The 24583-nt window shown below is 55.6% G+C and carries 25 protein-coding genes, 1 tRNA gene and 1 other annotated feature; of the genes, 20 read left to right on the top strand and 6 right to left on the bottom strand.

What is annotated here, in order from left to right:
• The first annotated feature begins 6 nt into the window (after positions 1-6).
• The 4 genes from ACXZ66_RS11460 to ACXZ66_RS11445 all read left to right on the top strand — a co-directional run bounded on the left by ACXZ66_RS11460 (position 7) and on the right by ACXZ66_RS11445 (position 2051).
• Positions 7-519 carry a DoxX family protein gene (locus ACXZ66_RS11460; RefSeq protein ID WP_458748889.1) on the top strand — a complete coding sequence of 171 codons (513 nt, stop codon included), beginning with the start codon at positions 7-9 and terminating at the stop codon, positions 517-519.
• Between the two features lie 33 nt (positions 520-552).
• Positions 553-1284, top strand: coding sequence for a DsbA family protein (locus ACXZ66_RS11455; protein ID WP_458748887.1), 732 nt, complete (start codon positions 553-555; stop codon positions 1282-1284).
• A 141-nt stretch (positions 1285-1425) separates the two neighbouring features.
• Positions 1426-1498: transfer RNA gene (locus tag ACXZ66_RS11450), tRNA-Ala, on the top strand.
• Positions 1499-1748: 250 nt separating this feature from the next.
• Positions 1749-2051 (top strand): hypothetical protein, encoded by a 303-nt coding sequence (locus ACXZ66_RS11445; protein ID WP_458748886.1) that lies wholly within the window; start codon positions 1749-1751, stop codon positions 2049-2051.
• On the opposite strand, the gene ACXZ66_RS11440 is transcribed toward ACXZ66_RS11445, so the two are convergent.
• From ACXZ66_RS11440 to ACXZ66_RS11430, 3 genes are all read right to left on the bottom strand, one after another.
• Positions 1975-2286, bottom strand: a complete 312-nt coding sequence (locus ACXZ66_RS11440; protein WP_458751377.1) for a hypothetical protein — start codon at positions 2284-2286, stop codon at positions 1975-1977. The genes ACXZ66_RS11445 and ACXZ66_RS11440 overlap by 77 nt on opposite strands.
• 159 nt (positions 2287-2445) lie before the next feature.
• Positions 2446-2766 carry a recombinase family protein gene (locus ACXZ66_RS11435; RefSeq protein WP_458748884.1) on the bottom strand — a complete coding sequence of 107 codons (321 nt, stop codon included), beginning with the start codon at positions 2764-2766 and terminating at the stop codon, positions 2446-2448.
• A 701-nt stretch (positions 2767-3467) separates the two neighbouring features.
• The gene (locus ACXZ66_RS11430; RefSeq protein WP_458748883.1) at positions 3468-3704 is read right to left on the bottom strand and encodes a hypothetical protein; all 237 of its coding nucleotides are present in this window, start codon (positions 3702-3704) and stop codon (positions 3468-3470) included.
• A 68-nt stretch (positions 3705-3772) separates the two neighbouring features.
• Here ACXZ66_RS11430 and ACXZ66_RS11425 point away from each other — a divergent pair, with 68 nt between their 5' ends.
• The 4 genes from ACXZ66_RS11425 (at position 3773) to ACXZ66_RS11410 (ending at position 7708) form a co-directional block, all read left to right on the top strand.
• The gene (locus tag ACXZ66_RS11425) at positions 3773-4402 is read left to right on the top strand and encodes a MerR family transcriptional regulator (RefSeq protein WP_458748881.1); all 630 of its coding nucleotides are present in this window, start codon (positions 3773-3775) and stop codon (positions 4400-4402) included.
• Positions 4399-5313, top strand: coding sequence for an ABC transporter ATP-binding protein (locus ACXZ66_RS11420; RefSeq protein WP_458748880.1), 915 nt, complete (start codon positions 4399-4401; stop codon positions 5311-5313). The genes ACXZ66_RS11425 and ACXZ66_RS11420 overlap by 4 nt, the downstream gene beginning before the upstream one ends.
• Complete coding sequence (locus ACXZ66_RS11415) at positions 5310-6197, top strand: ABC transporter permease (protein WP_458748879.1); 888 nt, start codon at positions 5310-5312, stop codon at positions 6195-6197. Before ACXZ66_RS11420 ends, ACXZ66_RS11415 begins: the two co-directional genes overlap by 4 nt.
• 749 nt (positions 6198-6946) lie before the next feature.
• A complete protein-coding gene (locus tag ACXZ66_RS11410) occupies positions 6947-7708 on the top strand; it encodes a fructosamine kinase family protein (RefSeq protein ID WP_458748877.1) in 762 nt (253 codons plus the stop codon).
• On the opposite strand, the gene nadE is transcribed toward ACXZ66_RS11410, so the two are convergent.
• Positions 7705-8544, bottom strand: a complete 840-nt coding sequence (gene nadE / locus ACXZ66_RS11405; protein ID WP_458748876.1) for an ammonia-dependent NAD(+) synthetase — start codon at positions 8542-8544, stop codon at positions 7705-7707. The genes ACXZ66_RS11410 and nadE overlap by 4 nt on opposite strands.
• Positions 8545-8579: 35 nt before the next feature.
• Between nadE and ACXZ66_RS11400 the strand changes: the two genes are divergently transcribed.
• The 5 genes from ACXZ66_RS11400 to nrdE all read left to right on the top strand — a co-directional run bounded on the left by ACXZ66_RS11400 (position 8580) and on the right by nrdE (position 13780).
• A complete protein-coding gene (locus ACXZ66_RS11400) occupies positions 8580-9971 on the top strand; it encodes a sugar porter family MFS transporter (RefSeq protein ID WP_458748875.1) in 1392 nt (463 codons plus the stop codon).
• Between the two features lie 143 nt (positions 9972-10114).
• Positions 10115-10237 (top strand): type B 50S ribosomal protein L36, encoded by a 123-nt coding sequence (gene ykgO, locus ACXZ66_RS11395; protein WP_013808454.1) that lies wholly within the window; start codon positions 10115-10117, stop codon positions 10235-10237.
• A 374-nt stretch (positions 10238-10611) separates the two neighbouring features.
• Entirely contained in the window at positions 10612-10845 is a 234-nt protein-coding gene (gene nrdH / locus ACXZ66_RS11390) for a glutaredoxin-like protein NrdH (protein WP_458748874.1), read from the top strand.
• A gap of 177 nt (positions 10846-11022) precedes the next feature.
• The gene (gene nrdI / locus ACXZ66_RS11385) at positions 11023-11559 is read left to right on the top strand and encodes a class Ib ribonucleoside-diphosphate reductase assembly flavoprotein NrdI (RefSeq protein WP_458748873.1); all 537 of its coding nucleotides are present in this window, start codon (positions 11023-11025) and stop codon (positions 11557-11559) included.
• Positions 11560-11614: 55 nt separating this feature from the next.
• Positions 11615-13780, top strand: coding sequence for a class 1b ribonucleoside-diphosphate reductase subunit alpha (gene nrdE, locus ACXZ66_RS11380; protein ID WP_458748872.1), 2166 nt, complete (start codon positions 11615-11617; stop codon positions 13778-13780).
• A 73-nt stretch (positions 13781-13853) separates the two neighbouring features.
• Here the strand turns inward: nrdE and ACXZ66_RS11375 are convergent, their stop codons facing one another.
• Both ACXZ66_RS11375 and ACXZ66_RS11370 read right to left on the bottom strand, forming a co-directional pair.
• Entirely contained in the window at positions 13854-14567 is a 714-nt protein-coding gene (locus ACXZ66_RS11375) for a FadR/GntR family transcriptional regulator (RefSeq protein WP_458748871.1), read from the bottom strand.
• A gap of 127 nt (positions 14568-14694) precedes the next feature.
• Complete coding sequence (locus ACXZ66_RS11370) at positions 14695-16173, bottom strand: LCP family glycopolymer transferase (RefSeq protein ID WP_458748870.1); 1479 nt, start codon at positions 16171-16173, stop codon at positions 14695-14697.
• Between the two features lie 922 nt (positions 16174-17095).
• Between ACXZ66_RS11370 and ACXZ66_RS11365 the strand changes: the two genes are divergently transcribed.
• From ACXZ66_RS11365 to ACXZ66_RS11335, 7 genes are all read left to right on the top strand, one after another.
• Positions 17096-18190, top strand: a complete 1095-nt coding sequence (locus tag ACXZ66_RS11365; RefSeq protein ID WP_458748869.1) for a nucleoside-diphosphate sugar epimerase/dehydratase — start codon at positions 17096-17098, stop codon at positions 18188-18190.
• A 25-nt stretch (positions 18191-18215) separates the two neighbouring features.
• Positions 18216-19480, top strand: a protein-coding gene (locus ACXZ66_RS11360) for an IS3 family transposase (protein ID WP_458748511.1) whose coding sequence is annotated in 2 segments (ribosomal slippage) — positions 18216-18507 and positions 18507-19480 — 1266 coding nt in all. Because the reading frame shifts where the segments join, the coding sequence is not laid out codon by codon here.
• Positions 18506-18637: a sequence feature (AL1L pseudoknot), on the top strand. (Overlaps the previous gene by 132 nt.)
• A complete protein-coding gene (locus ACXZ66_RS11355) occupies positions 19413-20312 on the top strand; it encodes a polysaccharide biosynthesis protein (RefSeq protein ID WP_458748868.1) in 900 nt (299 codons plus the stop codon). Before ACXZ66_RS11360 ends, ACXZ66_RS11355 begins: the two co-directional genes overlap by 68 nt.
• Positions 20309-21460 (top strand): DegT/DnrJ/EryC1/StrS family aminotransferase, encoded by a 1152-nt coding sequence (locus ACXZ66_RS11350; protein ID WP_458748867.1) that lies wholly within the window; start codon positions 20309-20311, stop codon positions 21458-21460. Before ACXZ66_RS11355 ends, ACXZ66_RS11350 begins: the two co-directional genes overlap by 4 nt.
• Positions 21457-22467, top strand: a complete 1011-nt coding sequence (locus tag ACXZ66_RS11345; RefSeq protein WP_458748866.1) for an ATP-grasp domain-containing protein — start codon at positions 21457-21459, stop codon at positions 22465-22467. The genes ACXZ66_RS11350 and ACXZ66_RS11345 overlap by 4 nt, the downstream gene beginning before the upstream one ends.
• Complete coding sequence (locus tag ACXZ66_RS11340; RefSeq protein ID WP_458748864.1) at positions 22464-23165, top strand: sugar transferase; 702 nt, start codon at positions 22464-22466, stop codon at positions 23163-23165. The genes ACXZ66_RS11345 and ACXZ66_RS11340 overlap by 4 nt, the downstream gene beginning before the upstream one ends.
• An 89-nt stretch (positions 23166-23254) precedes the next feature.
• Positions 23255-24481, top strand: a complete 1227-nt coding sequence (locus ACXZ66_RS11335; protein WP_458748863.1) for a type III PLP-dependent enzyme domain-containing protein — start codon at positions 23255-23257, stop codon at positions 24479-24481.
• Positions 24482-24583 lie beyond the last annotated feature (102 nt).

The following is a 24583-nucleotide window of genomic DNA, read 5'->3' as shown; positions in this document are numbered from 1 at the left end:
CATTTTGTGACCACGACGAATGAGCAGAGCGTAACAGCAGAATCAGACTCGCCTGGGCTGAAGAAGAATTTCTTTACCAAGGACAGGATCCTCGATGTAATTGGGGCAATCTGTCGTTTCTATCTTGGCTATATTTGGCTCTCTGCCGGTTTATCCAAGATGGGTGACCATATGAATGTCACTCAGACGATTGAAGCGTATGAAATTTTCACCCCAGCATGGTCGGATTTGCTTGCGCGCGTAATTGGGCCGCTGGAAATAATCGGTGGTCTTTTGCTCATTTTCGGTGTCTTCCTTCGCCCTTCGGCGAAGCTGTCGGCAGTAGTGCTGACTCTGTTCATAATTGGACTAGGTTCGGCATGGGCACGTGGTCTAGAGATCAATTGTGGCTGCTTCAACCCAGATCCGAATCAAGAGGCCACGAACTATCTGGCGACGATTTTGCGGGATGTTGTCTACTTTGCGATGAGCTTGTTCATTGTTTATCGCCCGTTCAAGAAATTCGCGATCTACCCGTAAAACCCATAAGAAAAATTGGCAAGGTGAAAATAAGTGAGTAACAAAAAGGTTCAGAATCCCAACGAAAAGGGCAATACTGCCTTTCTGTGGACCATTATTGCGGTGATCGTCATCGCTGCGGTGGCAGTTGGATTGATCGTATTCAACGGTCGCAGTGACAAGGCAGCGGCCGTTGCTGAGAACATGACCGATGTCAATGGCGTGTCCATGAGCTTTAATAAGGACGCGGGAATTGTCACTCTGGAGGCTGAGAACGCAAATGCTTCTGTGCCTAGCGCAGAGCTGTTCGAGGACTTCTCGTGCCACTACTGTGCACAGCTCTCAGCTGATACGGATACGCAGATGCTTCAGGAGATTGAAGGCGGCAATCTTGCAGTAGATATCCGGCCGTTGACCTTCCTTGACCGCGGCGCCGAGGGCAACTCCACTCACGCGTTGGCAGCAGCCCTAGCCACGGCCGATTCTGGCGATGCCAAGCTGTACTGGAACTTCCGTGAGTACTTGATGGCGAACCAGCAGCAGATCTACAACTCCTGGAACGGCGATGACTATGCCAACCTGGCTGAGCAGTTTGGCGCCGACTCTGAGACTGTCAAGGCCATCCGTGACGGCGCATACACTGACGATGCGACACGAATCGGACAGGGCAACGCTGACTACCTCAATGAGAAGACTGGCGAAGTCTCTTCCCCTCGCGTGCTTGTAGATGGCAAGGACGTCGATGTTCCGCAGATCAACCAGTGGATCGACGCTGTTGTAGCTTAGGTTCTTTACCTGGCATCTTGACCTGGCTTCTTTACTGCGACGAACCTGAACCGAGAGTGATTTGGTTGAGGTTCGCGCAGTGATGTAAGGTAAACAAAGTTACTTGGCAATGTATTAACACTGTATAGACACTGCTAGTACGGGGCTATGGCGCAGTTGGTAGCGCACCACACTGGCAGTGTGGGGGTCAGGGGTTCGAATCCCCTTAGCTCCACCCAAAGTTTCTTACGGGAACACGCGACATCGGAAGATGTGGTGTGTTCCCATTTCGCTTCCCTGCCTTCGTAACCGCTGTCGTGTGCTTCGCGGAAGATCGTCGCGAACGGCTTTGCCAAGGTCGGGCGGAGTGTTCGTCGTCGGTGATGTCGAGGCGCGTGTAGAACGCTTGATTCGCGATTCGCCGGTCTGCGTCGCCGAAGTGCGCGTAGGCACGGTACCACGTCGGTCAGCAGGCGGATGCGGTCTTGGTGGCGTTTGAGCGTGTCGAGGCCGATGGCGTCGGCGAAGTGCGCCGCGAGCAGCTTGTCGGACTCGGATTCCATCCTGGCTCGGTTCGCGGTGCGGTCCGCCAGCTCTTGATCGTTCCCTGCGTTGCGCTCGTCGAATGCCGCGTCAACCTCGGCCGGGACACGTTGGTAAGCGGCGTCGCTGATCGTGATGCTCACGTAGGAGTCCGCAGCGGGACGTTCATCAACAGCAACTGGCACAGCTCGCCTCGTGCAACTTGTTTTCTTTCCGGCTCTCTCGGAGCAGATGAAGTGGTGTAGGTCTCGCCGCGCGGGTTGGTGGCGAAGTCGAGCAGCATCCTCGACCCGCAGGTGCCACAATGCAGCAGATCTTTGAGGTGGGGGCGTGTTGGACGTGGCGGATCATCTTCGCCCTCCGCGCTTTCAACAGTGATTGCACTTTGTCGAATAGTGCCGGTTCCACGATGGAGTCATGCGCGTCGGGGTACAGGGCACCTTTGTAGCGGATCACACCCGCGTAGTACGGGTTGGTCAGGAGCTTGTAGTACGGGTTGGTCAGGAGCTTGTAGAGCGTGTTCTTCCCGAGCGGCTTCGAAGGCCGCTAAGGCGTCGGCACCGTCAGCAACCCCCGCGGGATCAATTCGAGGATCAGGCCGGTGAAGGAGATCTCACCTTCGGCGTAGCACTCGAACGCTCAAGTGATAAGCGGTGCCCAGTCGGGATCAACTTCGACGGTGCGATTCTCGCGCCCGTTGTCGTCGGTGCGGCGGACGTTCAAGTAGCCGATTGGTGCGCGCATCGGAGTGCCGCCCTGGGCGACCTTCTGCGTCAACCCCTTCGTAACGTCGGTCGCCAGATTGCGACTGTAGAACTCCGCGATGCTCGACATTATGCCGTGCACGAGCATGCCCGACGGTGTCTGGTCAATCAACTCGGTAGCGGAAACGAGGGTAACGCCTGCGCCTATGAGTGCCTCGTGAATTTTCACGTCGCCCGCGTCCACGAACTCGCGCACGATGCGCGCGCCGAGTTCGTCTGCCTTGCGGTGGTTCGCCTCACGCTGGGCGGGGATAGAGAACCCTTCCTCGGTTCCGCCGCGCCCGGCATGCTTACGAGCCGAGACGCGCAGGTAGGAAACAGCCAGTTACACCGGCTTGTCGCCCGCCTCCGCGTCTAGGGTGGCGATGGAGGGAGCAGTGGTGGTCATGCGGTGCTCCTTCGTTGGTGCAACTGCTCGGGATCGGGTTCATTTTCTACTCGGCCTCTCCGGTCTGACAGGCGGCTCAGGTTCGGAGGAATCGGGAGGTCGTAAGGGTCGGGCTCCCCAGCTCGGTAGGCCTCCCAACGTGCCCGCGTGATGTTCAGTACCCACTCCACCAGCTTGCTTATGTCCGGTTCGCCACACCGGATCGTGCGGAGGCGGAGCTGCCGTGGATCATTCCCTGACGTTGTGCCTGACCTCGCGCCGAGCGCACCCCGGCCGTGCATCGATGCTGATCCCCGTGTGGTCGACACCGAGCAGCAGCATGCCACCACCGCGCTAGCCCTCCACGCTGTGATCGAAACGAACCCATGGTCGAGCATCAGCGTCTCCGCCCGTGTATTCGGCGAAGTAGCCGTGAGGAAGACCCCGGCGCCTACGTCAACGCCCGCCGCGTACGGCAGGTCGAGGACGCGACCCGCACTGCCCGGCAAGCCCGCGGCGAAGTCGAGAAGCTACGGACGCTCACACCGGACGAGGCTGTCGAGCGGATCGCGCTCACTCGTGCAGCCGAGGAAGAGAGACGCGAGACCGCCCGCATGCTCGCAGAACGCGAACGCCAACTCCGCATCTCCCGCTCGTCCCACAGCAGCCCCGGCCATGGCAGGCCGATTCTGGGCCGGTGAGGTTAATCCAAGGTTCTCGGTAGCAACGGAGGTCTTGCTTGTTTTCGGGAGACCTAGGTAGGGCAAGGTTCGTAGGCTAGCAGTGTCGAGTTGCAACTCGACAGTACCACTCTCGATAGTGGTACTATCGAGTTGTGAAGATCTCTGAGCTATCGCAAGCGTCTGGCACTCCTATGCCGACGATCAAATACTACATTCGCGAGGGCTTGCTTGGTGGCGGGGAGCGGGTCAATGAGACTCGCACCGAGTACTCCGACGCGCATGTGCACCGTCTACGTCTCATTCGTGCGCTGGTTGACGTTGGGAAGTTACCGATCAGTTCGGTGCAGGCGGTGCTGGGTGCTCTTGATGATCCTGCGTTGCCGCTCGGTGAGACGTTCGACATCGCTCAGCATGTGCTCGTCAGCCCTGGGATCGCGGAAGGGCAGGAGCCTTCCCTAGCAAGTCTGGGGCGCGTCGAGGCCGTGGCCGTCCGCATGGGGTGGAGCAATGCCGATACCAACGTTGGGCGGATCATTGTGGCTCGGACGTTGGATACGTTCGAGCGGCTCGGATTCTTTGTGGATGACGAGTATCTCGACGCTTATGCGCGGGCAGCGAATGAGGAAGCTGCTGCCGACCTGGGGGCGCTCGCGTCTATCGAGGATCGCACGGCGAGAACAGAGCTGATGGTGACGGGAACCGTGCTCGGGGACACGCTCGCGGCGGGGCTGCGAAGGATCGCACAGGCGCACGTCACTGCTGAGAAGGGGCTGTTCAGATGAGCGGGATGATCGTTGTTGACCGCCTCTCGAAGCGTTTCAAGGACGTGTATGCGGTCAGAGACCTTTCGTTCACCGTGGCAGAAGGGTCACTGTTCGCGTTCCTGGGCACCAACGGGGCGGGAAAAACAACCACGATTTCGTGCTTGACGACGCTGCTGAACTTCACCGAGGGAACGATCACCGTCGATGGGCTTCGGGTGGGTGCAGAAGATCACAGGATTCGTGAGCGGATCGGAGTGGTGTTTCAACAGTCGCTGCTCGACCCCCAGCTCACTGCTCTCGAAAATCTTAGGCTTCGAGCGAAATTCTACGGGGTGACACCTGAGAGCATTACCGAAGTGGTTCGCCAGGTTGACCTCTCAGGGTTTCTCAACCGTCGGTACGGTGTGCTCTCCGGTGGCGAGAAACGTCGCGTCGATATCGCGCGGGCGCTGTTGCATCGGCCGCGAGTCCTCGTGCTCGATGAGCCGACCACCGGGCTTGATCCTTCCAGCCGGGAACAAGTGTGGGAAGCGATTAGCCATCTGCGGGCGTCGCTTGGCCTTACGGTGCTTCTGACCACCCACTACATGCACGAGACTGAGGCCGCCGATGAGGTGCTCGTCATCAACCGTGGCCAGGTGCTTGCCACCGGCACCCCGATGGAGCTGCGCGCTCAGCACTCCACCGCACGCCTCTCCCTAGTCGCTGCACCCGGAGGACGTCAGGCCATTATAGCGGCGGTTGAGCGTCTGCTGCCAGGCCAGGGCTGGTTCGAGCAGGGCGGGGCGATACTCGCGGACGCACCCGATTCCCGCGCCGTCCGGCAATTACTTACCGAGACTACGGAAGCCGTGGCTGACTTCCAATACATCCAGGGGACGATGGATGACGTGTTCATCGGCCTCACCACGGATCGGAAGAACGCATGACCGTCACGCTCGCGCTCGTACGCCGCAACCTCGTCCTCTACTTTCGCGAAATCGGGGGCGTCGCACTCTCCCTGCTTTCCGCAGCAATCCTGCTCGGGCTGTACTCGCTTTTCCTCGGCAAGCTACAGATTGACCGCATCACCGAGCAACTGCCCGCCGCCCCCGAGGGCGATGTACAGTTCTTCGTCAGTTCCTGGGTTTTCGCAGGCATGGTCATGATCGTGACGTTCACCACGGGACTGGGGGCGCTCGGCACCTTCGTCGATGACCGTGCCACCGGGCGTTTCGCCGAGTTTCGCGTCTCACCGATCCGCCGCTACCAACTCGTCCTCGGCTATCAGCTCGCCGCATTCATCGTCGCCGTCATCATGAGCTCCATCATCCTTGTCATCGGCACGATCGCGCTCACGGTCGTCTCAGGGCAGGCTCCCGAGGTTTCGGACATGCTCGCCGCCGGATGGTATGTGCTGCTGTTGTCTTTCGTGTTCTCCGCACTGTCATCGTTCATCATGACGTTCGTGAAAACACGCGCTGGGTTCACCGGGGTCAGCGTCACGGTCGGCACCGTGCTCGGGTTCATTGCAGGCGCGTACCTCCCGATCGGCACGCTCTCGGACGGCATCGGCACCGCGCTGAATTCCATGCCGTTCTCTCCCGCCGCGATGCTGCTGCGCGAACCCCTCGCGGGCAGCGCGCTGAACACGCTCGCAGACGGGAACGAGAAGGTACGAGACGTACTTGCCGAGTTCTACGGTTTCACCCTCGACCTCGGAGACCTGACCCTCAGCCCGTGGCTTGTCCAAGCCGCGCTCCTGCTGATCGCGGTCGCGTTCACCATCTTGGCGTCGCTTCGCATCGGGCGCTCGTTCCAGAATCGCGTATGAGTCTCGGCGCAGGTCGATCCTGCACTGTCATAGGGTCTTCATCCATACCGTGCCCCGATGAGCCCCGAACTGGCGAGCCACCGCGTTCACACTAACGCCACGCCCACGGGCTGTTCGCATAGCGTCCACTTCCTTTTCCGTGAGCCGTGTTCGAGGTTGTTTCTTTGGTTCCGCTGACGCACCGATCAGAGCGTCGTCGGCATCGTCTACCTCGTCGCAGCCCCGCTGAGACCCTTGATTCCACGCGGAAACGAGCTTCGGAACCCGTGGTCGTCTGTTCCCACAGCTCCCACAGCGCTCAATTGCTTCCACAAATAGTAAAACCGCTGGTCACTTATGACCAGCGGTTTTCTTGTGTCTACGCAGGTAGTGGCCCTAATGCCTGAGGGTAGGGGTGGACGCAAACAGACAACGAGGAACCTAGTTAGGGGAAAATAAGGAGAAAGACCCAGAGTTCACCGCGAGACTGGGCTAGGAGTCCCGTCTCGAGGCGAGCATTACGCAGAACTAGATCGCTGCTGAACCTTAACGGGCTGCGGCCAATTGGGTCTGAGTCCGTTGTTTGTTGTTTAAATGAGTGAGTAAGCGTTCACTTTCGATTTCGAGATTGGGGAGCAGCTTGTCCAACCAGTTAGGGACACCAGAATGATCGCAGGGGCAAGTATTTTTTGTGGAGGGCACCTCAGGGCTGGCCATAAATAGGCGAAGAAGTATTTACCGCGAAACCTATTACCTGTAGTGTGAAAGGTATGGAAAGCGCAACATTTACCAAGAAGGGCTCTAGTCCTCAATCAGCCGCAGCAGAAGCTGCTGGTCTGCGCTGGCTCCGCGAGGCATCGGATCGAGTTGTGCAAGTTGTCCGGCTTGACGTTGAGGCGAACACGCTCACGCTCAGACGCCTAGACCGCGCTCGGCCCACTGCGGAAGCGGCGCGGTGGGCAGGAGCGGAACTGGCCAAGATCCACGCAGCGGGTGCCCCAGCATTCGGTTCACCTCCGGAGGGGTGGGAAGGGCCGAACTTCATCGGCCGGATTAGGCAGGAATGCACTCCGACGAATCGGTGGGCACCTTTCTATACCAGCCAGAGGGTACTTCCATTTGCAGAGGCAGCAGCGAAGAACGGCAGCCTCTCAGCCGACGGCTTGATGCTGGTGAAAAGGGCCTGCGCAGCCATTGAAAACGAAGACGCGGACGCGGTGGTCTCCAGGATTCACGGCGACCTCTGGTCGGGTAACTTGATGTTTAGTCCTGATGGCCCGCACTTTATTGATCCATCAGCTCACGGTGGCCACGCCCACACCGACCTGGCCATGCTCTCACTTTTCGGAGTGAGCCATTTCGAGGAGTTGGTGGAAGGGTATGAGACTGTCACGCCATTGGAACCGGGCTGGCGCGAGCGCATCCCTGTGCATCAGCTCCACCCGCTCGCCGTGCATACGCTAACGCATGGCAGCGGCTACGAGCGTGAACTGGAAAAAGCGGCCCGGGCCACGATTTCCCTGCTGGGCTAGTTTTTCCACCAGGTTTCTGCCGGTCCTGGAGGAAGGTGGCGCTTGTGTTGGCCTACCTTCCACAAGTGTTCGATGCGCTCCCGGGCAGAATCGGGGATCTGCTTGCCTTCCAGGTAATCGTCGATAAGCGAATATGAAATACCCAATGCCTCCTCGTCGGGCAGTGCCGGGCGATCCTCCTCGAGGTCGGCGGTAGGGACCTTCTCGTAGAGCGCCGCGGGGCTTCCCAAGGCCTGGAGCAGCTGCGCGCCCTGGCGTTTGTTCAAGCCGGCGAGCGGAAGTAGGTCGGCTGCGCCGTCGCCGTGCTTGGTGAAAAAGCCGGTGACGTTTTCGGCTGCGTGATCGGTGCCCACGACAAGCAGGCCGAGCTCTCCTGCAATGGTGTATTGGGCAATCATGCGCTGGCGGGCCTTGATATTGCCGGCATTGAAATCACCGATCTCCTCGATATTCAGGGCCTGCGCGACGGCAGACTCCATCGCAGTGGTTGCGGGCTGGATATTGACTGTGACGCGCTTATCCGGCTGGATGAAATCGAGTGCCATTTGGGCATCATCCTCATCCGCCTGGATGCCGTGGGGCAAGCGCACCGCGTAAAAGACGGCGTTGCCGCCTTGTTCTCGTCGCTTTTCTACCGCGAGCTGGCATAGCTTACCGGCGAGGGAGGAATCCTGACCGCCTGAAATTCCCAGGACGAACCCTTTGGAACCCGTTGATACTAGGTAATCCACTAAAAAATCAACCCGTTTGGTGATCTCTTTCTCTGAATCGATAAAGGGCTGGACATCCAGCGCTTTTATGATGGACTCCTGGGTGGTAGCGCTGTTATTCGACATGGCAGTAATGGTAGTTAACGACCAAGATAGTGTGCATGACTTCTTCTGCAACTACCCCCGCGGATTCGCCGTATACCCCGGCAGAGATCCGGCGCTACGTACTAACCGTCGCGGCGATTGCCGCCTTTAGTGGTTTGCTTTTTGGTTACGACACCGGAGTGATGAGTGGTGCACTCCTATTTATTAGCCCCGAGTTTGGTATGTCGGCAGGCCAAGAGGGCTTTGTTACCTCGATGCTGCTTGTTGGCGCGGCAGTCGGCGCTCTGGTTGGCTCGACCGTTGCCGATAAGATTGGTCGACGCACCACACTGATTATCGGTGGCATCGTCTTCGTCATTGGCTCCATCTGGTGTGCTTTCTCTAACTCGGTGGAAATGCTGGCTACCGCACGTACCTTCCTGGGCCTCGCCGTAGGCGCGGTAAGTATTGTCGCGCCGATGTACATCTCGGAGATGGTGCCGGCAAACGTGCGCGGCAGGATGGTCTCGCTCAATACCCTGATGATCGTGGTTGGTCAGCTACTCGCTTACCTGGTCAACTCGGTGTTGGCGCCGTCAGGCAATTGGCACCTCATGCTGGGCCTAGCTGCGGTCCCGGGCGTTATTTTGGCCGTAGGCATGTACTTTTTGCCTGACACTCCAGTATGGCTTGCTCGTAATGGGCGTATCGACGAGGCGCGTTCCACGGCTCAGCGCGCCGGGATGGACCTTGGCGAACTGACCGAAATCACCGAGAAGGACGCAGCGGACCGTGCTGCACAGCAAGGCCAGTGGAAGACCCTCCGGGAGAACCGCTGGATGCGCGTTGCGGTGTTGGTTGCCGCGCTTTTGGGCGTGACCCAGCAGATCACCGGTGTGAATGCGGTTGTCTACTTTGCTCCAACCATGATGAACCAGGTTGGGCTATCGACTGAGAACTCGGTGTATACCTCTATCATCATTGGCATCGTCAGCGTGATTGCCTGCTGGGTAGGCCTCCAGCTCGTGGACCGGATCGGGCGGAAGAAGCTGCTCTCCATCGGCCTGACGGGCAACATTGTCTTCCTGTTCGCGCTCGCACCTGTGTATGGCATGGCCCAAGGAAACACAGGGCTGGCACTGCTGTCCTTGGCGCTAATGGCTGGATTCATTGCCTCCCAACAGGCCGCTGTGTCGCCTACAACCTGGCTGTTGATCTCGGAAATCGTGCCAACCCGGATCAGGGGGTTGGGCATGGGTCTGGCCGGCCTGGCTCTTTGGGTGGCTAACTGGGCCGTTGCACAGTTCTTCCTTCCACTTGTCGAGGCGCTTGGGGCGACCTCCACCTTTGTCATGTTCGGTGTGCTTGGCCTTGTTGCGCTTGGGTTTGTGCGTGCGATGGTGCCGGAGACCATGGGGCGCAGCTTGGAAGAAGTCAGTCACGAACTCGAAGCAAAGTACTCAAAGTAAGATTTTGGTTCTCTGGGCCATCTCGGGTAACATTAACGCCCGTGTCATGACTAACCCTTGCGGGGAAGTCATTGCGGATACCGGCATCCCGCTGGTTGTCCATAAACTTATTTAGACTTATTAAGAAAAGAAAGGAGCGCCCGATGAAGGTTCGCAAGTCGCTTCGGTCGCTGAAGAACAAGCCGGGCGCCCAGGTTGTGCGTCGCCGTGGCAAGGTTTTCGTGATCAACAAGAAGGAGCCACGTTTCAAGGCTCGTCAGGGCTAAGCTTTTCGCCCTACGCAGGTGCCCCTTGCTGTTCCACATTTGTGGAGCGGTAAGGGGCACTTTGTTGTTCACCCCTTTGCGGGGGAGTTATAAGGTTAATCAAATATGAACTTTTCGTTATCAACCGAGCTTAATTCCACTCGTGTAACTCGAGGCTTTGGAAGGTGGGCTAGGTTGAGAACTACATGTAGGTTATTTGGAGCTGACATCCTGGGAGTTTCATCGGTGTAACTACTATATGTAGTGCTAGTTGCGCTAAAAGGGCACAAAGTATAGTGTCTTATCTTGTCACCACGAAGCGTGGAAATGACTACGGAAACAACAGGAAATACAACTGCGAAGTGAAAATTCCAGTGGGAACAGAAGGGGAAAAGATGTCCATTACCGTTTACACCAAGCCAGCTTGTGTTCAGTGCACCGCGACCAAGAAGGCTCTTGATAAGGCAGGCCTGGAGTACAACCTTGTGGACATTAGCCTGGACGATTCCGCCCGTGATTACGTTCTCGCCCTCGGCTACCTTCAGGCACCAGTGGTTGAGGTTGACGGCCAGCACTGGTCCGGTTTCCGCCCAGAGCGGATTCGCTCCCTCGTAGAGGCAGCCGCTTAAAAGCTTCTTAAAAACTTCACTCCCCAGATACGACCGCAAGGACATCCGGCCACCGATTCTTCGAAATTTAGGTGGCCATTTGCTTTGCGCTGTTGTGAACTGGGAAGAACTGAGAAGTACTAAAAACATATTCGCCCTAATCTCACATTTCTTTTCAGGAAGGGAAGTGAGTCGCACGTGCTCGTCGTGTACTTTTCCTCCGTCACCGAGAACACCCGCCGGTTCGTCGATAAGCTAGGCCTGCCCGCCCGCAGGATCCCGATCTACCGCAATGACGCACCGCTCGTAGTCAACGAGCCCTACGTGTTGGTGTGTCCAACCTATGGTGGTGGGGCATCGCTGAATCACGAGAACTCCCGCCCAGTGCCGAAGCAAGTCATCAGGTTTTTGAATGACGAGCACAACCGCGGCCTGATCCGCGGAGTGATCGCAGCTGGAAACTCCAATTTTGGGCCTGACTATTGTGTTGCCGGTGACGTAATCGCGAAGAAGTGCGATGTTCCCTTCCTCTATAGGTTCGAGCTCATGGGCACGCCGGAAGACGTGCACCACGTCCGCACTGAGCTCGTCGATAAGGCGGAAAAATTGGGTCTGCGTCCGGTCGCGGCGCACTCCCTGGCAGTCGTCGAGCAAGCCCAGGCGGCACAATTGCAAGAATCTACAGATCGTCTTGCGCGACTACGGGCCCGCTACGCCACACACTCAAACGCGTAGCATTGGCCCTGAATCTCTAAATCACCTAACTCACCATTAAGAAAGGTCCTCGCCTGTGTCTTCCCCAACTTTGGGTAAAGCTGTCGCCGAACCGGTTAACCAGTCCGACCAGCTCGATTACCACGCGCTGAACGCACTGCTGAATATCTACGACGAGAACGGCAAGATTCAGTTTGATAAGGACCACGAAGCTGCCAACCAGTTCTTCCTGCAGCACGTCAACCAGAACACCGTCTACTTCCATGACTTGGAAGAAAAGATCAAATACCTGGTAGACAACGCTTACTACGAGTCCGAGGTCATCGAGCAATACGACTGGGATTTCGTGAAAGACACCTTCAAGCGCGCGTACTCCTACAAGTTCCGCTTCAAGTCCTTCCTGGGCGCGTACAAGTACTACACGTCGTACACGCTCAAGACTTTCGACGGAAAGCGCTACCTTGAGCGCTTCGAGGACCGCGTCTCCATGACCGCGCTGTTCCTGGCACGCGGCAACCGCGAGCTTGCTTCCGCGCTTGTCGACGAGATCATGACCGGCCGGTTCCAGCCAGCAACTCCCACCTTCCTCAATGCTGGTAAGGCGCAGCGCGGCGAGCTCGTGTCCTGCTTCCTGCTGCGCATCGAGGACAACATGGAATCCATCGGCCGCGCGATTAACTCTTCGCTGCAGCTGTCCAAGCGCGGTGGCGGCGTGGCGCTCTTGCTCTCGAATATTCGTGAGTCCGGCGCACCGATTAAGCACATTGAGAACCAGTCTTCCGGCGTGATCCCTGTGATGAAGCTTCTGGAAGACTCCTTCTCCTACGCAAACCAGCTCGGTGCGCGTCAGGGCGCAGGTGCTGTCTACCTCAACGCGCACCACCCAGACATCATGAGCTTCCTAGACACCAAGCGCGAGAACGCGGATGAGAAGGTCCGTATCAAGACCCTTTCGCTCGGCGTTGTCATCCCGGACATCACTTTTGAGCTGGCCAAGCGCAACGACGACATGTACCTGTTCTCCCCATACGACGTGGAGCGGGTCTACGGTCAGCCTTTCGCCGACATCTCGGTAACTGAAAAGTACGAAGAAATGGTCGAGGATCCACGGATCCGCAAGTCGAAGATCAAGGCACGTCAGTTCTTCCAGACCATTGCTGAGATCCAATTTGAGTCCGGCTACCCGTACATCATGTTCGAGGACACCGCGAACAAGGCGAACCCAGTCAAGACCGGACGCATCAACATGTCCAACCTGTGCTCGGAGATTCTGCAGGTCAACACTCCTTCCGTGCTCAATGAGGACCTGACCTACGACACCGTCGGCGAGGACATCTCGTGCAACCTCGGTTCGCTGAATATCGCGATGACCATGGACTCGACCAACTTCTCCCGCACCGTTGAAACCGCTATCCGCGGCTTGACCTCTGTGGCTGATCAGACTTCCATCGATTCGGTTCCTTCGATTCGCGAAGGCAATGATGCCTCCCACGCCATCGGCTTGGGCCAGATGAACCTGCACGGCTACCTCGGTCGCGAGCACATCCACTACGGTTCCGAAGAAGGCCTGGACTTCACCAACGCTTATTTCGCAACCATCATGTATGAGGCGATCAAGGCATCGCACAAGATCGCAGTGGAAACAGGGGAGCGCTTCCGCGACTTCGAGTTGTCCGAATACGCCACCGGTGAGTTCTTCGATCGCTACAACCCGGAGGACTTCCAGCCAAAGACCGACAAGGTTAAGGCACTGTTCGAGAACTCCACCGCGCACGTCCCAACCGCCGAGGACTGGGCACAGCTTAAGGCAGACGTGGCCCGCGATGGTATCTACAACCGCTACCTGCAGGCCGTTCCGCCAACTGGTTCGATCTCTTACATCAACAACTCGACCTCGTCGATCCACCCGATTGCCTCCAAGATTGAGATCCGCAAGGAAGGCAAGATCGGCCGCGTGTACTACCCGGCCCCTCACCTGGACAACGACAATCTCGAGTACTTCGATGATGCGTACGAGATCGGCTATGAGAAGGTCATTGACACCTATGCAGTAGCCACGAAGTACGTTGATCAGGGCCTGTCACTGACCTTGTTCTTCAAGGACACCGTGACTACCCGCGATATCAACCGCGCCCAGATTTACGCGTGGACCAAGGGCATCAAGTCCCTCTACTACATTCGCCTGCGCCAGATGGCTCTGGCCGGCACCGAAGTTGAGGGTTGCGTGTCCTGCATGCTTTAAAGACTTGCTTGACGACGAAGCCCCTGTTGCAGAATGGAAAATCTGCAGCAGGGGCTTCGTCGTAAAGCTTTTCTTATGTGTAGAGCGCTCCGCGGACCTCTGCGAGCAGCGAACGCGATGCCTCTTCTGCCTCGTGAGCGTTGCCGCTGGCGATGGCTTGGGCGAGCGACTCGTGGGCATCCAGCGCCTCCTGCGCGGGTTGCTCCGGCTGGAGGCCGTAGCGGGTGCGCCCCTCGAGCGCGTGAAGCAGCGAGGGGGCAAGCGCGATGATCATCTCGTTGCCCGAAGCCTCGAAAATGAGGCTGTGGAACTGTTTGTCCGCCTCAAGGAACTCGTTGCTGGCGCCGCGGTCTCGCGTGCCCAGCTCACGGAGTTCCTCAGCGAGCTGGACAATCTTGTCTGCTTGCTCCTCGGTGGCGTTATTTGCTGCGTTGTAGGCGGCGATCGGCTCAATAGCAACGCGCAACTCCGTCAGGGAGCGCAGCTGCTTGGAACGTTGTTCCTCAGTGGCAAGACGCCAACTGATTACCGATTGGTCAAACACAGCCCACGAGCTTTCGGGCAACACCGTAATACCGACGCGACGCGAAGAGGAGACGAGGCCCAGCTGCTCAAGCGCGCGCATTGCTTCGCGGGCAACAGTGCGAGAGATGCCGAAACGGGCAGAAATGTCCTGCAAAGTAAAGGTACGACCCTCCGCGAGGGTACCTGAGACAATTTCGCCGCCGAGCTGGTCGAGGACCGTGTTCAGGAGCGGTGCGGCGGGCGACTCGGGCGTGGTGGGCATAATTGCAACCATCCTTGTGCTTCTTAATTACTCTGCGGGGCAGGGGCTTTGGTTAACAGGGCCATTGGTTTGGTACTACCGAACCATTTACTTATAGTTTACGCAACAATCACTCTTAGTTTGCGACTTAGGTTGACCTATCATCATTATTTGTGAGCACATTGTTTATTAGCCTGCGGGCTTCGTCGACAGTAGTTTCATCGGGGACCATGACATATAGCTGATGGCCGGGCATACTGTATGTGGTTTCTGTTGCATCAGATCCATTGACGCTAAATCGCTCAAACTCCCAGGACTGCCTAGAAAGTGCCTGGTCTTGGATAAAGTTTCCGATGAGTTCTGAGCTTATGTTGGTTTCCAATGAACCGGAAATATGATCAGTAACGCGCTGCAGCATTGCAGGGTCCCGGGAAATGCTCATTTTCCAGAGAATCGATTCGAGGACTATTAGTTGATTGCTTCCTCGTTGGCGATCGCCCCCGTCGAGCCCATAACGGACGCGGGAGAACTCCAGGGCTTCCTCGCTATTGAAGTTGTGGAGGCCTGCCTCGAACCGACCTACATCGTTGGGCAAATACACTTCGATTGGGCCGATGATATCGATGATTTCCAAGAACGTCGTGAAATTGACTCTCACATGGTAGGGGATATCAATTCCGTACAGGTTTTCCATTGTGCGTCGTGCGGTATCAACCCCGTAAATGCCTGCATGCGTGAGCTTGTCCTTGGTGCCCGTCGTGCCATCGAGTTGAACGTAATAGTCACGTGGAGTGTTTACCAACAAGATTTTATGGGTCTGCGGGTTGACCGTCGCTAAAATATTGACGTCGCTTCTGCCTGTTGTGTCAATATCTCCCGCGGAGTCAATGCCACTGATGTAGATAGTTGTTGGCTCCAATGTGGCGTTGCTGCGAGATGCTTGATTTTCCGTATCACTGTTTTTTGCTTCTGCGGAATAGGAACCAATGATGGCAAAGGCGCCTTCGAGTTCTGGCAAGGAAGTCTGCAAAGCGTCGAAAGCAGTCCGGCGCATTGTGGCAAGTTCAATGGAGTTGTTCTGCAGAGCCGCGACAAGTTCACTGAGATTGTCATGGGGTACGAACGTTGAATTTTCTAGCTCGGAATCAGCTTCTTTGATGTCGGTTTCGATGGTGAATTCATTGAGATCACCACTCAGTGCTCCCACGGTGCGGCCTGCATTCTTTAGAAGCGCAGCTGAATCCGGCGTAGATGAATTAGCGACGACGAGAAACTCCACGCTTGTTTGGGCGGGCGATTCGAAACTGCGAATCGCTTGTCTGCTTTCGGCCGACACAGTGCCGATGTACGTGTGAAAGCTACTTAGAGCAACAACCAACACAATGGCGAGAATTCGCCAGACAATCTTGGCTGCGCGTGAAAGTTTCCAAGCTGCCCAAAGGAGAAGGGCCAGGATCACAGAGTAGATGACCCAGAAAATAACGAGATAGTTCGTCGGAATAGCCAGGATGCGAAATGACGTGAAAAGTGCGATTGCCCAAGAAATTAAGCAGAGCACCACAAGTACCAAAGTCAGGCCAGAAAGCCAGCGTTGAGACTGCGGTTTGGCATGCGGACTTGAAGCCATGGCATCTCCTTGGGATGTCCGAATTTTCTATTTACGGTACTCAATTGGTTCTTAATTGGCGGTGGATTCATCTGAAAAACAGGAGGCGGACGTTAGCGGGATGGGGCAGTTGGGGCTATTGGGGTTTTTGGTGCGTGGCAGACCTTGCTTACTAAGGAAACATTTTGGACTCAAAATGGTAAATAGGATATTAATAGTCTCTTTATTACCCCCAAACGACCATGGACTTTGCTCCCAAATCGCTCTCAAGTGCAGTTTTCTGAGTTTTCTCTGGATATTCACCCTAAGGACACGGTAATTTTTATAGAAACCAACGATCTTCTAATATTTCCGACAAACTACTGCCGCGAAGGTAAGGGGGAAGCGGCGCAACAAAAAGCGATATTTGCAAGGTGCCAACCGGCATCCGGCGGACAATAGGCCACCAAAATTTGTGACCATGCGAAATTTCTTTCTCGACAGGATTACAAGTTCATCGCTTCATCTCTTGCCAGAGGTTTCACTATTGCAGCCCCGGCGAGAAATGCGATGTGAAGTGGAATTTTCTTAGTGGGAAGAAAATGTGGATTCGCATGTGCCACGAACCCCCATTAAATGGGGCTTGATTAGTGGCTTGATAGTGCAGTTCGCCGTCGACTGTGCGCTGGTTACTTATTCGCTCTTGAGTGCCCAGCGCAATGAGGGGAACGGATTTCCTTAAGATCCGTTATCTCGGCTGTTGCAACAATGTAGCTGTAACAGCGTTATCGCAAGGTGATCGCAAGCAATACAAGTAAATGTTGGAGACCCAGTTATCCGCGTCAAAGGCCAATTACCCCTGTATTTCCTACAGGGTTTTCCTACAAGAATGAAAGACGACGACAGCTGAGCTTTTTTAAGAATTGACAATCACGTAACGGCTATAGCCGGAGAGAGAACCATTATGTCAGCTCAGACTCAAACAACCGTCCCCCAGAATCTAACGCCAAATTCTTCAAAGCGTGCGCACTACACCGTTCGACATGACTTGGCCATGTATGGGCTAGATGTCGCGTCATGGGCGGTTGCATTCGTTATCGCCGCAATTATCCGCTTGGAGTTTGACCTACAGGCAGTACCTTGGACTAGGCTTTTCGGATTTATCGTTGCTGCATGGTTCCTGCAGTTCGTGCTCGGATACACATTCAGGCATTATGGTCGCACCCGATACGCGCGGGTAGGCGGAATAGATGAGGCAATGACGTCTGCCTTGATAGTTGGAGGCATTGGACTGGTTTTGTGGCTCGTGCCAGCTCTGTCTAATTCGCCATTGAATATTGGCGCAAGCATTTTCCTCATGGCATCGCTGTTGGCACTGCTATTTATGTTCGCTGGCAGATACATAATTCGCGTCAAGCGAGAACGCTCCAATCGTCCGAGCAATCAATCCACAGCTGCTTTGGTTTATGGAGGAGGCTATGTAGGCAGGATGATGGTTGATTGGATGATGTCTAGTCCCGATTCGACCTACCGCCCAGTGGGATTTCTTGACGACGATCCGCAGGCCAAGAACCTTCGTGTGCGTGGAGTCCGCGTTCTGGGAACCCTCGACGATTTGGACAAAGCAGTTGGAGAGACTGGCGCCCAAATCTTGATCGTCGCCATCTCTAATGCAGACGGATCCTTATTCCGTGATGTTCAGCAACGGGCAAAGGACTTGGGAATCAAGGTAAAGGTAGTCGGTTCCCTTGAAAACGTTGTTGGAGATGAAATTAGGACGCAGGATCTGCGCGATCTCGCGATCGAAGATCTGCTCGGACGAACGCAAGTAGAAACCAACGTCGGTGAAATTGCTTCCTACCTCACGGGAAAGCGCGTTCTGGTCACAGGAGCGGGTGGATCGATCGGCTCGCAGTTGTGTTCCGAAATCGCCAAATTTTACCCGGCGGAATTAATGATGCTTGACCGGGACGAGACTGGGCTGCAAACGGCACTAATCAACGTTGCTGGCAATGGTCTATTGGACACAGTGAGGCGGCCTGGGTTGGTCGGAGACTAGGTTTTACCCTAGGAGGAAGATCAGCATGGCACGACCCAGTCAGTACGACGCAGCCACGCAGGAGCGCGCGGTGCGCATGTACTTCGAGCGCCTCGAGGAAGGCGATATCTCCAAGGCGGGCGCCCGCCGGGAGATCGGTGAACTTCTCGGTGTGAAGGAATCCACCCTGCGCAACTGGATCCGCAAACAGGAAAAGCAGGCCGAAGCTCCTGAGCCTGGTTCCCTGTCCTACGAGCAACTCCAGGCCGCCTACGACGAGCAGGCCAAGGAAGTGGCCAAGCTGCGACGCGCGAATGAGATCTTGAAGACGGCGTCGGCTTTTTTCGCCCAGGCGGAGCTCGACCGCAAACTTCGGTAATCGTGGATTTCATCCGCACCTACCGCCACCGCTTCGGGGTCGAGCCAATCTGCGAAACCTTGACTGCCCATGGCATCGCGATTGCCCCAAGCACCTTTTACGACCATCAGGCCCGCGGCTTCGGCCCTTCGGGCGCCGAGTTGGATGAGGCCTATGCCGCTCACCGCATCTACCGGCTGTGGGAGGCCAACCGCAAGGTCTACGGCCGCCGTAAACTCTGGAAGGCCGCTGTCCGCGACGGCATGACTGTTGGCCGTGACCAGGTCGAACGACTGATGAAGATCACCGGAATCAAAGGCGTCTCACGTGGAATGCACCGTAAGAAAACCACCGTGGCCAACCCGGCCCACCGCCGGCACCCGGACCTGATCAACCGGCGGTGGAGCTATCCGTCGCACCCGAATCAGTGGTGGATCGCCGACTTCACCTACGTGTGGACACGCCAGGGCTTTTGTTACGTCGCCTTCATCGTCGACGCGTACTCACGGATGATCCTCGGCTGGGTCGTGACCCGGGTGATGGACACCCGGATGGTGCTCATGGCCCTGGAGCATGCCCTGTTTTCCCGCCGGCGTACGAAGATGGACTTCACCGCCACCGGCATCGTCCACCACTCGGACGCGGGTGCCCAGTATACCTCGCTGGCGTTTACCGACGCGCTGACGGAGGCCGGGTTGCAGGGCTCGATCGGCTCGGCCGGTGACGCGTTGGATAACGCGATGATGGAGTCGACGAACGGGCTCTACAAGACTGAGCTCATCGACTTCGACCCTGCACGGACATGGAGGGACGCCAAGGAGGTCGAAACGGAAACGGCCTCGTGGGTCTACTGGTATAATCACCAACGTCTGCACTCATCGATCGGTGACGTTCCCCCGATCGAATACGAGCAGGACTACGAGGAATTCAACACCACTCGAAAAGCCCAGTAAGGCTTTTAACCGTAGTCTCCGAAAAACTCAGGCCGATTCAACAGATGCGGTAATTCTCGCAGACATTCGGGATAAGGAGACACTGAAGCAGATCTTCCTTGATCGAAAACCCGAGGTTGTGTTCCATGCTGCGGCTTTGAAGCATCTGCCAATGCTCGAGCAGTATCCGCTAGAAGCTTGGAAGACAAATGTGCACGGCACAAAGAATGTCCTCGAGGCTGCTCGTGCCGCGGACGTAGAGGCGTTTATCAATATTTCCACTGATAAGGCCGCGAACCCGACGAGTGTGCTTGGGTTTTCGAAGCGCTACGCAGAGAAGCTGACTGCCTGGACGGGTGCCAACACCGGGAAAAAATACCTGTCTGTGCGTTTCGGCAACGTGATTGGTAGCCGTGGGTCGATGGTTCCAACGTTTGTGCGCTTAATTGCTGAAGACAAACCAGTTACGGTAACAGATCCTCAGGCGACCAGGTACTTCATGACCATCCCTGAAGCTTGTCAGTTGGTGCTGCAGGCCGGAGGCATCGGCAGTGCTGGTGAGGTTTTGATCCTGGATATGGGTGAGCCAGTCAACATTTTGTCTATTGCCAAGCAGATGATTGAGATTTCTGGCAAAGATATCCCAATCAAATTCACTGGATTGCGCCCGGGAGAAAAACTTCACGAAGAGCTCATCGCAGACAATGAAACCGAGTTCCGGCCTTTTCACCCGCTGATTTCTCATACAAAGGCTGAAAAGCTGGATCCCGAAGATTTGGATACGGAAGAGTACCTCAGTGAGATTAAGCAGGATCTGAAGCCGCAGCAGTCTCAGAAAGAACTAACTAAATGAGCCAACCCCGGATCTTTCTGTCACCTCCTGATGTAACTCAGGCAGAAGAGGATGGCCTAATTCGAGCTTTTCGGTCGGGATGGATTGCTCCACTCGGTCCCGAGGTACAAGCCTTTGAATCCGAATTGGCCGAGTACTCTCGCAGGTCTTACGCAGTGTCGTTATCTTCGGGAACTGCTGCGCTGCATTTAGGACTTTTAGCGCTTGGAGTAGGTCCAGGTGACATTGTCGTGACATCGTCGTTTACCTTTGCCGCGACAACGAACGCAATCATTTACACGGGGGCTGAGCCCGTGTTGGTGGATTGCGATGAATCCGGGAACATGAATCCTGAACTTCTCGAAGAGACGATGCGCACGTTGGATGCGGAGGGACAAAAGGTCAAAGCGATCGTTCCTGTGGATATGCTGGGCAAGGTTGCTGATCACGACAAGATCGCCAGCATTGCACAGAAATACGGGGCAGTAGTGCTCTCTGACGCAGCGGAATCGTTTGGTGCGACTCGTGATGGGCGGCCTTCGGCCTCTTTCGGCGTTGCTTCGGCGATCTCGTTCAACGGCAACAAAATTATGACGACCTCTGGTGGCGGGGCATTGCTTACCGACGACAAAGAACTTGCCGAAAAAGTTCTCTATCTGTCCACTCAAGCGAAGCAGCCGGTTCCTTATTACGAACATACCGACATCGGTTTTAATTACAGGTTGTCTAATCTATTGGCGGCCGTTGGTCGTGCACAGTTGAAAAGACTTGATGAAATGGTGGAAATCCGCCGTGGGCATCGACTCCACTACAAAGAGCTATTCCACGATGTTCCAGGGGTGGCAATCTTCGGCGAACCTTCGGGGGCTGAAGGCGGAGACACCCACGACAATTTTTGGCTAACGTCAATAACGATTAATGAGCCTGAGGCAGGCTTCTCCGTCGAGGAGTTAAGGGTCTTCCTCGAAACCAAAGGGATTGAAGCGCGCCGGTTGTGGAAGCCTATGCATTTGCAACCGGTCCATCAGAATCGCCGGGCCTTCATCGATGGAACTAGTGAGCGGTTATTTAACACAGGTCTATCGCTGCCAAGCGGATCTGCGATGAGTAGCGCGGACTTAGATAGGGTCGACAAGGCAATACATGAGTTCTTGGAGATGCATTCATGAATATCCTCTTATCGTCGGTTGGACGTCGACCATATCTGGTGCGGTGGTTCCAAGAAGCTTTGCACGCAAATGGCCTTCAAGGTTCTGTGATCGCAGCAGATTTAGATCCGTTCGCACCGTCGCAAGCCTTCGCAGATCATTTTGTCATTGCTCCACGCGTGGACGAACCTTCGTATATCGGGTGGCTGTCCAATACCTTGAAGCGATATGACATCGAGATCGCTGTGTCGATTAATGATTTTGAGTTGTCCGAATGGGCACGGTTGCCCCAAGTAAAATTCTGGTCCCCATTGATCCGACTCTCACCAGGAATTCAAAATTTGGTGGAGGACAAGTTTGAAATGGGCGACGCACTTGCCCAAGGGGGAGTCCGAACACCACGCACGTGGTTGGCGGACAACCTGCCAAACTCCATGAACCCAGACCTTTCATATGTCACCAAAGGTCGATTTGGAAGCGCCTCACGGGGTCTACAATTCACGGACGCGGACGGGCTTGAAGCAGCAATCGATTTGGCAACACACGAAGTGACCACACGGCAGGGGATAGCAGCCTTGAAGCAAGACAAGGTTGATCCTCGGTCGCTGGTCATTGTGCAAGAACGTATCTCAGGCCTTGAGTATGGCGTCGATGTGGTGTGTGATCTTGCTGGCTCCTATGTTGCGGCACTCGCACGTCGAAAAATCTCAATGCGCGCCGGGGAAACAGATCGTGCAGAAACGGTTCGACCTGATTCATTTGTCGCCCAGGCCGAGAAAGTTGCATCTCTCGTCCCCCACCCAGGGCTCATTGACCTGGACTTTATGATCGATGCCGAGGGAAATTCCTTTGTCATTGACGTTAACCCTCGGTTTGGTGGCGGGTATCCGTTCTCTCATTTAGCGGGGGCGCACGTTCCGAGTGCCTATGTGGCATGGGCTGCGGGCCTGCCCGTCAATCCAGATTGGTTAAGTAGTCTCCCCGGTACCGTGGGCAGCAAGTACGTAGAAGCGGTGAAAGTATCATGACAAAGAATAGGCTTCCGAAGCGGTCGACGTTGTTCACCAAACGCTTCTTAGACACCGCAGCTGTACTAGTCACAGCACCGATTACGATCCCTCTGGGAGCAGTTATGGCAGTCCTCGTACGAATTTTCATGGGCCGGCCAGTTTTCTTCAAACAGGAACGGGTTGGAAAGGACGATCGAGTCTTCGAGGTACTGAAGTTTCGCTCCATGCTGCCAGAGATAGACGCAGACGGAAACACACTCGAGGAAACCGAACGGCACACTCGATTCGGGACATTCTTACGTAGGGCTAGCCTCGATGAAATCCCGCAACTGATCAATGTTGTCCGTGGGGAAATGTCAATCGTCGGCCCCCGACCTCTTCCCGTGGACTATCTGCCTTATTTCACCGAGGAAGAGCGCATCCGCCATTCTATGCGTCCGGGTATCACGGGTGCGGCGCAGGTACGAGGGCGGAACCGACTCAATTGGGACGAAAAGCTGGCCTTGGACGTCAATTACGCGAAAACCGCAACACTTCGCCAAGACTTGGATATCTTAGTACGTACAGTCTTTGTCGTCATCCGGAGAGAAGGAATCCTCCCTGATGCAGCGGACGAGACTGAAGGATTAGACACGTACCGAACTCCTCAGCTACATGAATCTGCAGGAGCTCTGAAGAGTGGCTCTCAGCCGCCGAATCCATCGGAAACTCCCTAAACCGCAGCAATTCGGGCATGGCGACGCACCAGCAATCTTTCTGAGTCCACGCTTCTTGGCAGTAATTCACCTAGTGAAAGGCTATTCCCATGAACGAGCATGTTTCTTCCGAAGAACTTTATCCACCTACTCCTAGTTTCGTCGTCGATGTTCCAGTCCTCGAGACCTTAGTTGATGGTTTCCAGTCAGCCTTGGATCAGCATTGGCCGGGATCGATCCTGTCCTATTCCTTTAAAACCAATGCCTTGCCGTGGTTGGTGAATTTCATGCGTGAACGAGGCGCATGGGCCGAGGTTGTATCTGACACGGAATATGAATTGGCGCTAGCGCTGGGATACGCCCCAGACAAAATTGTGTACAACGGCCTGATCAAGAGCCGAGACCGTCTTCGGTCGGCACTGCTCGAGGGGTCCATTGTTAACTTGGACGCGAACCGCGATATTCGCTGGGCCTCTGAGTTAGCCCAGGAACGACCTGATCTAGAGATCAAGGTGGGGCTGCGAATCAATTGGGATTTGGAAGCTTACTGTCCCGGACAAAGCAATGCCGGCGAGGACGGCAGCCGGTTTGGGTTTAATGAGCAATCAGGCGAATTGGATCGTGCTCTAGACGAGCTTGCGAAAGGCGGGGTGAAGGTTGCAGGTCTACACATGCACCGAAACTCACGCACACAAAGCGTTGACGTGTACCGAGCCGCCGCGAGCCTCGCAGCAGACCTGATTAGGCGGCACGATCTCGATCTGGACTGGGTTGATATTGGAGGCGGCTTCTTCGGGGGCATTAACGTCACGCCGACATACGCAGATTATGTGTCTGCGATTCGTGAGGCCCTTGATCCTGTGATCGATGTGAACCAGACACGGCTCATTGTGGAACCAGGTGGCGCACTGGTTGCGGTTCCGTTCGAGTTTCATGCTTCCGTTACTGACGTAAAAAACAACGATGTCGCAACATTTGTGGTTACGGATGCAAGTCGGACAAATATCGATCCGTTGTTTAAGCGCACGAAACCATTCCAAATTGAGCTCAAGTCAGATTCGACGACGACTGTTCCACGTCAGATCATCAGTGGATTTACCTACATGGAAAGCGATCGTCTCATGGAACTCACGGATGATGTGGAGCTCAAGGAAGGGGACCGGATCATTTTCAAAAAGGTCGGCGCCTATACATTGAGCCATCAACCGATGTTTATTGAGTATCTTCCTGCCGTATATATAAGGAATGCGGAAGGGTTGACGTTGGTTCGCGAGAAGTGGAACGTGAACCAATTCTTGCAAAACAATCGTTGGGAACTCGCCGAGGCTGAGGTGTAAAGGAGCTCCCACCACTGCGCCCACCACCACGGATAGAGGACACCTAATATTTCGAGTAAGATTCACCCGTTGAAACCCTTTCATTTATAGAAAGGGGGGTTG

The sequence above is a fragment of the Corynebacterium sp. S7 genome, assembly GCF_054401105.1.
This window is presented reverse-complemented; position numbering and strand designations above follow the sequence as displayed.